Origin of the sequence: Streptomyces sp. CA-278952, assembly GCF_028747205.1 — a bacterium.
Classification (GTDB): domain Bacteria; phylum Actinomycetota; class Actinomycetes; order Streptomycetales; family Streptomycetaceae; genus Streptomyces.
Map to the genome: position 1 here is coordinate 815,962 of NZ_CP112880.1, position 12,204 is coordinate 828,165.

11 protein-coding genes and 1 riboswitch are annotated in these 12,204 nt (G+C 71.6%); of the genes, 1 reads left to right on the forward strand and 10 read right to left on the reverse strand.

What is annotated here, in order from left to right; translation table 11 throughout:
* Positions 1–10 precede the first annotated feature (10 nt).
* The gene (locus N7925_RS03505; RefSeq protein WP_274342995.1) at positions 11–838 is read right to left on the reverse strand and encodes an SGNH/GDSL hydrolase family protein; all 828 of its coding nucleotides are present in this window, start codon (positions 836–838) and stop codon (positions 11–13) included.
* A 200-nt stretch (positions 839–1,038) separates the two neighbouring features.
* A complete protein-coding gene (locus N7925_RS03510; protein WP_274342996.1) occupies positions 1,039–1,995 on the reverse strand; it encodes a M23 family metallopeptidase in 957 nt (318 codons plus the stop codon).
* 2 nt (positions 1,996–1,997) lie between these two features.
* Positions 1,998–2,158, reverse strand: a riboswitch (cyclic di-AMP (ydaO/yuaA leader).
* Between the two features lie 442 nt (positions 2,159–2,600).
* On the opposite strand from N7925_RS03510, the gene N7925_RS03515 reads away from it, so the two are divergent.
* Positions 2,601–3,413 carry a tyrosine-protein phosphatase gene (locus tag N7925_RS03515; protein ID WP_274342997.1) on the forward strand — a complete coding sequence of 271 codons (813 nt, stop codon included), beginning with the start codon at positions 2,601–2,603 and terminating at the stop codon, positions 3,411–3,413.
* Positions 3,414–3,463: 50 nt separating this feature from the next.
* On the opposite strand, the gene N7925_RS03520 is transcribed toward N7925_RS03515, so the two are convergent.
* The 8 genes from N7925_RS03520 to hpnE form a co-directional block, all read right to left on the reverse strand.
* On the reverse strand, positions 3,464–3,637 hold the full coding sequence (locus N7925_RS03520) for a DUF6126 family protein (protein ID WP_265598036.1): 174 nt from the start codon (positions 3,635–3,637) through the stop codon (positions 3,464–3,466).
* A gap of 65 nt (positions 3,638–3,702) precedes the next feature.
* Positions 3,703–4,311 carry a helix-turn-helix domain-containing protein gene (locus N7925_RS03525; RefSeq protein ID WP_265598037.1) on the reverse strand — a complete coding sequence of 203 codons (609 nt, stop codon included), beginning with the start codon at positions 4,309–4,311 and terminating at the stop codon, positions 3,703–3,705.
* A gap of 106 nt (positions 4,312–4,417) precedes the next feature.
* A complete protein-coding gene (locus N7925_RS03530; RefSeq protein WP_265603739.1) occupies positions 4,418–5,815 on the reverse strand; it encodes an aspartate aminotransferase family protein in 1,398 nt (465 codons plus the stop codon).
* 89 nt (positions 5,816–5,904) lie between these two features.
* Entirely contained in the window at positions 5,905–6,924 is a 1,020-nt protein-coding gene (hpnH, locus tag N7925_RS03535; RefSeq protein ID WP_265598038.1) for an adenosyl-hopene transferase HpnH, read from the reverse strand.
* A 5-nt stretch (positions 6,925–6,929) separates the two neighbouring features.
* A complete protein-coding gene (locus N7925_RS03540) occupies positions 6,930–7,577 on the reverse strand; it encodes a phosphorylase family protein (protein WP_265598039.1) in 648 nt (215 codons plus the stop codon).
* Complete coding sequence (gene shc / locus N7925_RS03545) at positions 7,577–9,574, reverse strand: squalene--hopene cyclase (RefSeq protein WP_274342998.1); 1,998 nt, start codon at positions 9,572–9,574, stop codon at positions 7,577–7,579. The genes N7925_RS03540 and shc overlap by 1 nt, the downstream gene beginning before the upstream one ends.
* Positions 9,575–9,681: 107 nt before the next feature.
* Positions 9,682–10,785: a polyprenyl synthetase family protein gene (locus N7925_RS03550; RefSeq protein WP_265598041.1), complete on the reverse strand. Its 1,104-nt coding sequence runs from the start codon at positions 10,783–10,785 to the stop codon at positions 9,682–9,684.
* Positions 10,782–12,167, reverse strand: a complete 1,386-nt coding sequence (gene hpnE / locus N7925_RS03555; RefSeq protein WP_274342999.1) for a hydroxysqualene dehydroxylase HpnE — start codon at positions 12,165–12,167, stop codon at positions 10,782–10,784. The genes N7925_RS03550 and hpnE overlap by 4 nt, the downstream gene beginning before the upstream one ends.
* Between the last annotated feature and the right edge of the window lie 37 nt (positions 12,168–12,204).

A 12,204-nucleotide genomic window follows, 5' to 3' on the forward strand; every position in this document is an offset into this window, starting at 1 on the left:
GGCTCGACGGCTACAGCGGCAGGAGGTCCGGGCGCTTCGCCTCGACATGGTCGCCGGAGGACTCGCCGCGCAGCCGTCGGCCGATCCAGGGCACGAGGTATTCGCGGGCCCACTGGATGTTGTCGCGCCGTGCGTCGAAGGGGCGGCGCTGAGCCTGCGGCGGCCAGGGCTGGTCGGGGTCGGCGGGCACGTCGTGGCCGAGGACCTGGGCCGCGCGCAGCGCCACGCGGGTGTGGCCCTCGGGCGACAGGTGCAGCCGGTCGTTGTCCCACGCGCGCCGGTCCTGCACCGAACGCAGCGACCACAGGTCCAGCACGGGGCAGTGGTAGCGGTCGGCGATGGCCCGCAGGTGGACGTTGTACGTGGCGATCTTGCCGCGCATGTGGCGCAGCACCGGAACGCCCCGGGTGTCGAAGCCGGTGGTGACCATGACCGTGCCGACGGCGTTGCTCAGGTCCGCGACCGCCCGCTCGAAGCGCTCGGCGAGGTCGTCGGGGTCGGTGCCGGGGCGGATGATGTCGTTGCCGCCCGCGCAGAAGCTGACCAGGTCGGGGGCCAGTTCCTTGGCGCGCGGGACCTGCTCCTCGACGATCTGGTCGAGGAGACGTCCTCGTACGGCGAGATTGGCGTAGCGGAAGTCCCCGTGCGGGAAGTCCTCGGGGCCGGCCGCCCCACCGGGGGCCGGGAGCCGGTCGGCGAGGAGCACCGCGAAGCGGTCCGCCCAGCCGAGATATGTCCCGCCGGGGCCGGGGTCCCCGACGCCCTCGGTGAAACTGTCGCCAATCGCCGCGTACGACCCGATGGTGTGCTGCTGGTTGTTTCTCGAATCGTCTGCCACAAGCACATATCCTGCATCGTGCGATGTGACCTACGCGACCGTAATACGGGGTTGACGGGTGGTGAGATAGACCACCCGGTCAGTTTTTGGTAAAGCCGGAATAAGTGGAGGGGCGGTGCGCCGTCGCGCACCGCCCCTCGATCACCTCTCGCCGCGTCCGGTCGGACGGAGACGTCAGACGGAGACGTCAGACGGAGACGTCAGACGGAGACGCCGTGCTGACGCAGGTACGCGATCGGGTCGATGTCCGAGCCGTAGCTCGGGCCGGTGCGGACCTCGAAGTGCAGGTGCGGACCGGTGGAGTTGCCGGTGGAGCCGGAGAGGCCGATCTGCTGGCCGCCGGTCACGGTCTGGCCGACGGAGACGTTGAGCGAGGACTGGTGGGCGTACTGGGAGTACATGCCGTCCTCGTGCTGGATGACGACCTCGTTGCCGTAGGAGCCGCTGTTGCCGGCCGAGACCACGGTGCCCGGGCCGATGGCGAGGACGGGGGTGCCGGAGGCGGCCTGGAAGTCCGAGCCGGTGTGGTAGCCGCTGGACCAGCTGGCGCCGGAAGCGCGGTACTGGGTGGTGACGTTGGCGCTGGCCAGCGGGGCGGACCAGCCGGAGCCGGTGGCCTCGGAGGAGCCGGTCCGCGACGGGCTGTCGGAGCCCTCGGAGTCGTCGGCGGAGACGGTGTCCGCCTTCGGCGCCTCCTTCGGCGCGGCCTTCGGCGCCGGAGCGGCCTTCTTCGGGGCGGCCTCGGGAGCCGCGGACTTCTCGGCCGGGGCGGAGCCCTTGGCGCCGAGGGTCAGCTTCATGCCCGGGTGGATCAGGCCGGGGTTCTCGCCGACGGTGGAGCGGTTGTCCTGGTACAGCTTCTCCCAACCGCCCTTGAGCTGGTGCTCGGCCGCGATCTTCGCCAGGTAGTCGCCGGAGACGACGGCGTACGTCTTCGGGGCGGCCTTCGACGCGGCGGGGGCTGCGGCCGGGGCGGTGTGCGCGGCGGCGACCGAGGCGGCGGCGGGCTTCGCGGCCGGAGCGGCCTGGTCCGCCGCGTTCGCGACGGTGGCGCCGATGAGCGGGAGGGCGAGTGCGGCGCCGCCGGTCCCTGCGACGAGGACGCCGCGGGAGATCGGGCCGGACTTCGGACGGCGGTGCTTACCCGTTGCGGGCATGGGAAGTTCCTCTCCGGCGCCTGCGAGGTGAGCTGTCGGGTTCGGGCTGGAGATGCCCGGTCGCGTTGCGGCGACTTCACCCCGAGCCGGTCCGGATCGCTCCGGATCGGCGGCTTACCTGGTTCCCCCGCTCCTGCCACGCGTGAGTGGGTGGGTGCGAATTCCGGGCGGCGGCAGGATTAGGCGGTCCGTCCGGATTGCGGCGACCGTAAACGAGCGAGGACGAGCAGAACAAGCCATCGGTTGCGCACCGGAATCATCGATTCGATTTCTCCCCGGATTTCCCGTCACCCTCCGTGGATTACGGATCTTGGATTTCCGTGCGGGCAACGGGAATACTCCGGGGCGAGCTCACCACGGACCGTCACGGATATGATCCCGCTCACCTCCGAAATCCCATCTCCCCCATTAGCGGGGCATGTTCTGCGAAATGCACCAATACGGACATGCGGTCGGCCTCGCTGCTGACGCCGGGTCAGATTGGCGGCCTCGGCACTCCGCACCGGGGCGCGACCGTGATGATTTTCCGTCGAATCGATGTCGTATCGTCACGGGAGCGCCCTCGTCGGCGAGCCGCGCCGACGCCAGAGATCCCAGGAGCCACCGTGACGCAACAGGTGCCGCAGGTCCCGCCGACAGAGACCGTGCTGACCGGAGTCCGCAACTTCCGCGACGTGGGCGGGCTCCCCACCGCGGACGGTCGGCGCACCGCCTTCGGGCGGCTCTACCGGAGCGGCCACCTGGCGCACGCCACGGCCGAGGACGCGGTCTTCCTCGGCGGGCTCGGGCTGCACACGATCTTCGACTTCCGCCACTCCGCCGACCACCGGCTCGACGGATACGACATCGAGCTGGCCGGTGTCCGCAATGTCAGCATTCCGCTCTCGGACCCGGCCGACGGCGCGGAGTTCTGGCGGCTGGTGAGCGACGGGAACATCGAGCAGCTGCGCTCCGTCCTCGCGGACGGCAAGGGCGTCGACCGCATGATCCGGATGTACCGCGCGACGATTCTGGACCGCACCGCCGAGCACAGCCGGGTGCTGCACTCCCTGGCCGAGGACAGCGTCCCCGCCCTGATGCACTGCGCGGCGGGCAAGGACCGGGCCGGTCTCTCGATCGCGGTCGCCCTGCTGGCGGTCGGCGTCGAGCCGGAGGCGATCGAGGAGGACTACCTCAAGTCGAACGACCTCCACCGCCGCTACGCCGTGAAGCGCTCCGACGCGTCCGGCACCGGCATGTCTCCCGAGGTGCTGGAGCTGCTGGACCCGCTCTTCGGGGCGCGGCCCGCCTACCTCGCGGCGGCCTTCACGGCCATCGAGGAGAACTGGGGAACGACGGACCGCTACCTGTCGGAGGGGCTGAGCGTCTCCCCGGAGACCCGGGAGCGGCTGCGCGAGCGCCTGCTCGACCTGGGCTGACCCGGACGGGGGGGGCGATCCGTCCGGGGCGGGCGGTCGTCCGAACGCCGTCACTTGCTCCCGGCCACCTCGAAGAGCAGGTAGAGGAAGCCCGCGACGACGTGGCCCGCCACCAAGTAGGCGAAGAGCCGGATGACGACACCGCGCGGCATCCGCTTCTCCTGCGGGTCCTCGTTCGGGCGGCGGCCGGGGCCCAGCGGGTCGTAGTGCTCGGAATCGGACATGACGGTCCTCTCTGTCGGCCTCGCGGCCGGTGGAGCGAAGGCTGGAGCCGGCCGGGACAGCCGGTTCAGCGCGCGTGGAGGGCGCTGCCGAGGCACAGCTCGGCGGCGGGGCTCTGGAGCAGGGAGTGGACGAAGAGCAGCTCCGCGCCGCAGCGGTCGACGGCCGCGATCCGGTGCGGGGTGAGCGAGTCGAAGTGGGCGCTGTCGCCGGGTTCGAGGTCGTGCACGGTGTCGCCGAGCCCGATCCGCAGCCGCCCCTCCAGGACGTACAGCCACTCCTCGCCGGGATGGACCCGGACCAGGTCGCCCTGGGCCCCGTACGGAACGCGCACCCGCAGCGCCTGCATCGCGCGGCCGGACCCGCCGGCCTGCCGGTACATCCAGCCGTCGGCCTCCGCCCCCTCGAACCCGCCGCCGCGGACGATCGCGTCCCGTTCGGGCGGCTGCTCGCCGAGCAGCTCGGAGACCGTCGTACCGTAGATACGGGCGAGTCCGAGCAGCATCGGCAGCGAGGGCTGCCTGCGGCCGGTCTCCAGCCGGGAGAGATGGGCCGGGGAGAGTCCGGCCCGGCCGGCGGCGGTCTCCAGGGTGAGGCCGCGATCGCGGCGCAGGTCGCGCAGTCGGGGTGCGACGCCGGGGAGCTCGTCCGGCACCCCGGCGTCCGAAGTGTTCATGCCTCCCATTGGGCCAGGATCTTTCCTCTGAGGCAAATAACTTGCCTCAGAGGCAATTCCCGTGTGCCAGGCCGTCAGCGGTTGGCCACTCCTGTGTGCGGGCCGGTCAGCGGTTGGCCACGGCCTGCTTGACCAGCGTCCGGCCGAAGTCCCACATCAGTCCGCCGCCGCTGTGCGCGTCGTCCATGACGGCCGTGAAGGCCGCCACGAAGCGGTCCACCTCCGCGTCCCCGATGACCAGCGGCGGGATCAGCTTGATCACTTCCAGGTGGTCGCCGGAGACCTGGGTGAGGATCCGGTGCTTCTGGAGCAGCGGCACCACGACCATCTGCGCGAAAAGGCCCTTGCGGGCCGCCTGGAGCATGGTCCAGCGGCTGCGGAGCTTGAGCGAGCCGGGCCGGCCGAACTCGATGCCGATCATCAGCCCGCGCCCGCGGACCTCGTGCAGCAGCTCGTAGCGGTCCACCAGGGCCGCCAGCCGCTCGCGCAGCAGGTCGCCGGTGCGCCGGGCGTTGGCGACGGTCTCCTCGTCCTCCATCACCGTCAGGACGGCGAGCCCGGCCGCCATCGCCTGGGCGTTGGAGCCGAAGCTCGCGGAGTGGACGAGGACCCGGTCCATGGAGGAGTAGACCTTGCGGAAGATCCAGTCCTTGCCGAGGGTCGCGCCGACGGGCACATAGCCGCCGGAGAGCGCCTTGGCGACGCACACCAGATCGGGCTCCACTCCCTCCTCGTGCTGGTAGGCGTAGAAGTCCCCGGTCCGGCCGAGCCCCGTCTGCACCTCGTCGACGATCAGGAGCGCCTTGTGCCGGTGCAGCAGCTCCTGGGCCCCGCGCAGATAGCCGGGCGGCGCGGCGTGCACGCCCTTCCCCTGGACGGGCTCCACGACGAGGGCCGCGACGTCGCCCCGCTTCAGCTCACGCCGCAGCGCCTCCAGGTCGCCCAGCGGGACGGCCGTGTCCGGCAGCAGGGGGGCGAAGCCGTCGCGGAAGCCGCTCTCCCCGTTGACCGAGAGGGAGCCGGTGGTGAGCCCGTGGAAGGCGTGGTCGCAGTAGAGGACCCTGGGCTTCCCGGTGGCGTAGCGGGCGAATTTCAGCGCCGTCTCGACCGCCTCCGTGCCGCTGTTCCCGAAGAAGACGCGGTCCAGGTGCGGGCTGTGGGCGAGGAGCTTCTCGGCGAGCAGTCCGGGCAGCGGCTGGCAGTCGAATCGGGTGAGGTCGGCGAGCTGGGCGTCCAGGACGTCGTGCAACGCCTGACGGACGACGGGGTGGTGGCGGCCCAGGCCCATGACGCCGAATCCGGCGAGCATGTCGAGGTAGTCGTTGCCCTCCGCGTCCCAGAAGTACGCGCCCTCGGCCCGCTCGTAGACCTTGTCGAAGCCGATGGTGTGCAGCATGCGCGGCAGCTGGTGGTTGAGGTGGCGCGCATGCAGGTCGTATCGTTCCGCCCCGCGCTCGGCGAGGAGCCGAGCCAGGTCGAAGCCCTGGGATCCGCCGTCCGTCATCGCCCGCTCTTCCCTTCGGGTGTGCTGCGCCATGGGCCGGCCACCCCGGGAGACCCGTGGCGGCCGGCCGTACCTCGTCGGGCACCGCCTCAGCGGTTGCTGCTGATGGTCTCCCGCGCCGCGCGCAGGGATTCCTTCAGGGACCCCATCGTGGCGAGCACCGCCGTGGGCTCGTAACCGCAGTGCGCCATGCAGTTGGCGCAGCGAGGGTCCTTGCCCCGGCCGTACTTCTCCCAGTCGGTCTCCTCGATGAGCTGACGGTACGTCGGTACGTAGCCGTCGTTCATCAGGTAGCAGGGGCGCTGCCAGCCGAAGAGCGAGTAGTTGGGGATCGCCCACGCGGTGCACGGGAAGTCCGCCTTGCCCTCCAGGAAGTCCAGGAAGAGCGGTGAGTGGTTGAGCCGCCAGCGGGCCCGGTTGCCGCCGGCGAAGGCCTTCTTGAACAGCTCGCGGGTCTGCTCGACGCCGAGGAAGTGCTCCTGGTCGGGGGCCTTCTCGTAGGCGTAGGCGGGCGAGATCATCATCTCGTCGACGTGCAGGTCGTCGTTGAGGTAGTTGAGGACCTCGATGATGGTCTGCGGGGTGTCGGTGTTGAAGAAGGTGGAGTTGGTGGTGACACGGAAACCGCGCCGCTTCGCCTCCTTCATCGCGGCGACGGCCTCGTCGAAGACGCCTTCCTTGGCGACCGACTCGTCGTGCCGTTCTCGCAGTCCGTCGATGTGCACGGCGAAGGCGAAGTACGGGGACGGGGTGAACTTGTCGAGCTTCTTCCGCATCAGCATCGCGTTGGTGCAGAGGAAGACGTACTTCTTCCTGGCGACGAGCTGGCGCACGATCTCGTCGATCTGGGGGTGCATCAACGGTTCACCACCGGCGATGGACACCATGGGAGCGCCGGATTCGAGCACCGCGCCCACCGCCTGGGCGACCGGCATGCGCTGCTTCAGGACACCGGCCGGGTGCTGGATCTTCCCGCACCCCTCGCAGGCGAGGTTGCAGGCGAACAACGGCTCCAGCTCGACGATCAGCGGGAACTTCTCACGCTTGCGGAGCTTCTGTTCGAAGAGATACGTCGCGACCTTGATGGACTGACGGAGCGGCATGGCCATCTGGCTCACCTCCTGGGGAGCGTTAAGGATCGGTGCCATTCGTAGAAAGCCGGAAGGACGGCACGGAGAACGCGGAACGCCGATATTCCACCGCGTACCGTGCCGATACGGACGAGCTCATGCTCGGGAGCGTCCACGACCACCCGGACGGCCGCAACCGGGCGGGGCCCGTGGCACAGGGCGGTACGCAGTGTCGCGGCGGACTCCATGTCCACCGCGATGGCACCGCCCGCCCGCAGCGCGGCCCGCTCGGAGCCCCGTACGACGTGGTCGGAGCCGGTGAGCGGGCCGGTGTGGATCCTGCGGCCCGGAACGGCCCTGGCGAGCGCGGCGACCAGGACGCCGGTGCCCGTGCAGGGGGTGATGCCGTCCGCGTCCCGGGTCTCCTCGGCGACGACGAGGTCCCCCGGGTGCATCCCCGGGGCGAGGCCGGCGCAGAAGCCGGAGGCGATCACTGCGGCGTCGGAAATCCCCCCGGGGCCCAGGAGCCGCGCCACGGCCGCCTCCGCCGCCCGGGGCCCCATGCCGGTGCGCAGGACCCGGACCGGGCCCGGGGTGCCCCTGCCGCTGCGCAGAGCCACCTGCTCGATGCCGAGGGCGCAGGCGACCAGCAGGGGCGTCGCGGGACTCCCCTGCCGTCTCGGATCGCCCATCAGGCCCCCTCGGCGGCGGTCGCGCGGTCGGCGAACGGGTCGCCGTACACATAGCGCCCGAGTGCGGTGAGAGGGAAGACCTGCCGGTAGAGGTGGTAGTTGATGGAGAAGTCCCAGGGGAAGCCGGTCCCGGTGAAATACGGCTCGTCCCAGGAGCCGTCGGCCTGCTGCGTCTCGGTCAGCCAGATGACGCCGCGGGCGACCGGGCGGGTGTTGCGCCGGCCGGCGGCGAGGAGCGCCAACAGCGCCCAGGCGGTCTGGGAGGCCGTGGACTCACCGTGTCCGATCCACTTCTCCTCCTGGTAGGAGCGCAGGTCCTCGCCCCAGCCGCCGTCGTCGTTCTGGACGGACTCCAGCCAGGCGACGGCCCGGCGGATCGCGGGATGCCCGGCGGGCAGTCCGGCCGTGATCAGGGCGGGCACCACGGACCCGGTGCCGTATACGTAGTTGACGCCCCAGCGGCCGAACCAGGCCCCGCACGGCTCCTGTTCGGCGAGCAGCCACTCGATGCCCTCGCGGGTACGGGGGTGGCTCGCGAGCCCTTCGACGGCGAGCATCTCCACGACATGGCCGGTGACGTCGGCCGACGGCGGGTCGATGACCTCGCCGAAGTCGCAGAAGGGCAGACGGTTGGGGAAGGGGCTGGTGTTGTCGGCGTCGAACGCGCCCCAGGCACCGTTGCGGGACTGCATCCCGAGGCTCCAGCGGACCCCGCGGTCGATGGCCGCCTGCATACGGGCGGGGTCGGGGTGGCGCACCCGGCGCAGCGCCAGGACGACTTCCGCGGTGTCGTCGATGTCCGGGTAGTTGTCGTTGTGGAACTCGAACGCCCAGCCTCCTGGGGCGAGTCCGGGCTTCCGCACCGACCAGTCGCCGGGTCTGGTGATCTCCTCGGCCAGCATCCAGTCGGCGGCCTTCACCAGGGCGGGGTGGTCGGGTCTCAGCCCGGCGTCGGCCAGGGCGATGGTGGCGAGGCAGGTGTCCCAGACGGGCGACTGGCAGGCCTCGACCATGCGGGCGCCGTCCTCGCGCCGGACGGCGAACCGGTCGAGCGAGGCCAGGCCCGCCTTCATCACCGGGTGGTCGAGGTCGTAACCCAGCAGGTGCAGGGCGATGACGGAGTAGACGGCGGGCGGCTGGATCCCGCCCCAGCAACCGTCGTTCTCCTGGCGCTCGATGATCCAGCGGGCGGCCAGGTTCATCGCGATGCGGCGCAGTGGGCGCGGGGCGACCTTGTGGTAGAGGTGCAGCCCTCTGTCGAGGCGCTGGAAGATTCCGTCCCAACTGGCGGGCGGGGCAAGCTTCCTGGGCGGGTTGGGGTGGCCCCGATCGGTGTGCAGTTCGTCCAGGGCGAAGGGAGCCGGGCGCACCGGGCGTTTGGCGGAGACGATGGTGAGCGGCACGATGGTCTGCCGGGCCCAGCAGCCGAAGTCGTAGATGTTGAGCGGGACCCACTTGGGGAAGAACATCAGCTCGGGCGGCAGCTCGGGGAGGTCGTCCCACTTCCACCAGCCGAACAGCGCCAGCCAGATGCGGGTGAAGACGCGGGCGGCCGCGATGCCGCCCTGTTCCCTGATCCAGCCGGAGGCGCGGGCCATGTGCGGCTCGTCGGGGCGGTCCCCGGCCAGCCGCAGCGCGACGTACGCCTCGATCGTGGCGGAGAGGTCGCCCGGTCCGCCGTAGAAGGTGTTCCAGGTGCCGTCGCCGAGCTGTTCGCCACGGATGAAGAGGGCGGCCGCCCGGGTGGTCTCCGGGTCCTGGATGGAGAGGAACTGACGCAGGAGCAGGTCCTCGGCGTCCATCGTGACGTTGGTGGCGAGGTCGCCCTTCCACCAGCCCTGCTCGTCCTGTCTGCCGAGGAGGTGCTCCACCGAGCGTTCCGCGGCCCGACGCGCGGCGACGGTCACGTCGTCCGCGGCGGCTGTCGTGTCGGTCGGATCGTGGGCCGGGGCCTCGGGGTTCGCGGTCCCGGTCGATCCGTCGGTCGTCGCTGTCATGAGCTTCCCCTTACGTGCAGTCGGTTCTCTGCTGTGCTGGGGTCACCGTCGGCCGGCGCCCGGTGAGGGGCGCCGGCCGGCGACTGCGAGTCATATGCGAAGCGTTGTCATCTCTTTCGTACCACCACGAAGTCGGCAAGCTCGGTGAGCTGTTCCCTCACCCGGTGGGGCATGTCGACGGCGTGCAGCGCCTCGATGGCGATTCCGTGCTGACGACGAGCTTCCTGAGCGGTCCACTCGCGGCCGCCCGCCTCCTCGATGAGGGCCGCGCGGGCGGCGAACTCCTCTTCGGAGAAGCTGTCGAAGTCGTTGCTCTTGGCGTCGGCGGCGAGCAGTTCGCCCAGCCGGTCGGAGGCCTCGCCGCCCGCGGCGAGCGCCGCGACGACGGGCAGGGACTTCTTGCGCTGGCGCAGGTCGCTCCAGGTCTGCTTGCCGGTGGCCTCCGGGTCGCCCCAGATGCCGAGGAGGTCGTCGACGGCCTGGAAGGCGAGGCCGAGGTGGTAGCCGTACGCCTCCAGGGTGTCGGCGGTGCGGTCGTCGGCGCCGCCGAGCACCGCGCCGATGGAGACGGCGCAGGCCAGCAGGGCGCCGGTCTTGTTGCCCTCCATCTCCAGGCACTCCTCGACGGTGACCCGCTCGCGGTGCTCGTAGGAGATGTCCTGGGCCTGCCCGTCGATGAGCTTGCGGGTGGCGGTGGTCAGCCGGCGGGCCGCGCGGCCCGCCTCGACGGTGCCGAGCTCCAGCAGCAGGTCGTAGGCGAGCGCGAAGAGCGCGTCGCCGACCAGGATCGCCTGGGCGGGGCCGTGGACCTTCCAGACGGTGTCGCGGTGGCGGCGCTGCTCGTCGCCGTCCATCAGGTCGTCGTGCAGCAGCGAGAAGTTGTGCACGAGTTCGACGGCCACGGCGCCGGGGATGCCGGCCTCGGCGGGGGCCCCCGCCGCCTCGGCGGACAGCAGGGCGAGCGCGGGGCGCACGGCCTTGCCGCCGTCGCCGTCCGAGGGCTGCCCCTCGGCGTCGATCCAGCCGAAGTGGTAGGCGGCGACGGTGTCCATGGGCGGCGCGAGCCGGCCGACGGCAGCCCGCAGGACCGGCGCTGACAGGGCTCGTCCGCGCTCCAGAAGCGCGGTGACGTCCGCGGTGTCCGCCACGGTGTCGAAAGCCGGATTCGCCGGGGTCACAGACTCTCCTCTTGTTCCGGTGGTACTGCTCATGCCGCCTCCTGCAGCGGATGTCCTGGGGGACGGCCGAGGTCGTGGAGCGCCGCGTCGGCGGCGCCGGCGCCGCTGCGCACGGCGCCCTCCATCGTCGCGGGCCAGCCGGTGTCGGTCCAGGCCCCCGCCAGCTGAAGACCGGACAGCCGGGTGCGGGGGCCGGGGCGCAGCCGCCCGACGCCCGGGGCGGGCGCGAAGGTGGCGGTGCGCTCCCGGGTGACGAAGAAGTCGCGGATGCCCGCGCCGCGGGCGGCGGGGAGCAGCCGTTCCAGCTCGGGCAGGTAGCGGGAGCGCAGTTCGGCGACGGGCAGGTCGATCTCGTCCTGGGCGGCCGACTGCGAGACCGCCAGATACTGCCCGGGGCCCGTCAGCCCGGAGGAGTGGGTGCGGTCGAAGACCCACTGGACCGGGGAGCCGATCGCGGCGAAGAACGGCCTGCGCAGCACCTTGCGGTCGTAGATCACGTGCACGTTCAGGATGGGCGCGCATGCGATGTCGAGCAGCAGGTCCGGTTCGTCCAGCGCGCCCGCGGGCAGCAGGTCGTGGGTCTCGGTCTGCGGCACGGCCAGGACGACGGTGTCGGCGGTGATCCGCTCCCCCGCCGTCTCGACGTTCCAGCGGCCGTCCTCGGTGCGGGTGAGGGAGCCGGCCTTGGCGCGCAGTTCGGTGCGGACGCCCGCGGTGTCCAGGGCCTTGCGGGCGAGGGTGTCGTGCAGCTCGCCGAGCGGCACGGTGGCCCAGCCGATGTCGGCGGCGCCGGGCTCGGAGAGCAGGCCGGTCTTGAAGACCTTCGCCGCGAGCGCCATGGAGGCGTTGGGGGCGGTGGCGTTGAGCGTGGCGACGCCGACAAGGTCCCAGAGGGCCTCGATGGCGCGCTCCGACTGGCCGTGCCGTCGCAGCCAGGTCGCGAAGTCGACGCGGTCCAGCTCGGGGTCGGCGGGGTCCAGGCGGCCGAGCGCGAGGGCGGCGCGGCCCACGCCCGCCTTCTCGGCGAGCGAGAGGTGGGGATAGGCGGCGAGTCCGCCGGCGAGGTGCAGCGGTACGGGCAGACCGGTGCGCCGCAGCCGTCCCAGGCGCGGTCCCGCGGCCCGGCCGACATCCAGCACGGGCACGTCGAGGCGGTCCTGGACCGGTGCCAGGTGGGCGGCGTCGATCCGGTCGAGGAACCAGCGGTAGCCGGTGCAGCAGCGCAGGTAGACGTGCTGGCCGTTGTCGACGGTGAGGTCGCCGCGCTGGAAGGAGAAGGCGAGGCCGCCGAGGCGGGGCCGCCCTTCCAGGAGGGTCACCTCGAGTCCGGCGTCGGCGAGGCGGAGTGCCGCCGTGACGCCGGCGAGTCCGCCGCCGACGACGACGGCGACGGGGCGTGGGCTGTCGTCGTTCATGCGTGCCCCTCCCGCCGGGCCGGTGCGCATCGCCGGG

Bases quoted from the DNA above. Each gene is read 5' to 3' on its own strand.
- N7925_RS03510 (WP_274342996.1), bottom strand. From the start codon at position 1,995: ATGCCCGCAACGGGTAAGCACCGCCGTCCGAAGTCCGGCCCGATCTCC.
- N7925_RS03520 (WP_265598036.1), bottom strand. From the start codon at position 3,637: ATGTCCGATTCCGAGCACTACGACCCGCTGGGCCCCGGCCGCCGCCCG.
- N7925_RS03525 (WP_265598037.1), bottom strand. From the start codon at position 4,311: ATGAACACTTCGGACGCCGGGGTGCCGGACGAGCTCCCCGGCGTCGCA.
- N7925_RS03530 (WP_265603739.1), bottom strand. From the start codon at position 5,815: ATGACGGACGGCGGATCCCAGGGCTTCGACCTGGCTCGGCTCCTCGCC.
- hpnH (WP_265598038.1), bottom strand. From the start codon at position 6,924: ATGGCCATGCCGCTCCGTCAGTCCATCAAGGTCGCGACGTATCTCTTC.
- N7925_RS03540 (WP_265598039.1), bottom strand. From the start codon at position 7,577: ATGGGCGATCCGAGACGGCAGGGGAGTCCCGCGACGCCCCTGCTGGTC.
- shc (WP_274342998.1), bottom strand. From the start codon at position 9,574: ATGACAGCGACGACCGACGGATCGACCGGGACCGCGAACCCCGAGGCC.
- N7925_RS03550 (WP_265598041.1), bottom strand. From the start codon at position 10,785: ATGAGCAGTACCACCGGAACAAGAGGAGAGTCTGTGACCCCGGCGAAT.
- hpnE (WP_274342999.1), bottom strand. From the start codon at position 12,167: ATGAACGACGACAGCCCACGCCCCGTCGCCGTCGTCGTCGGCGGCGGA.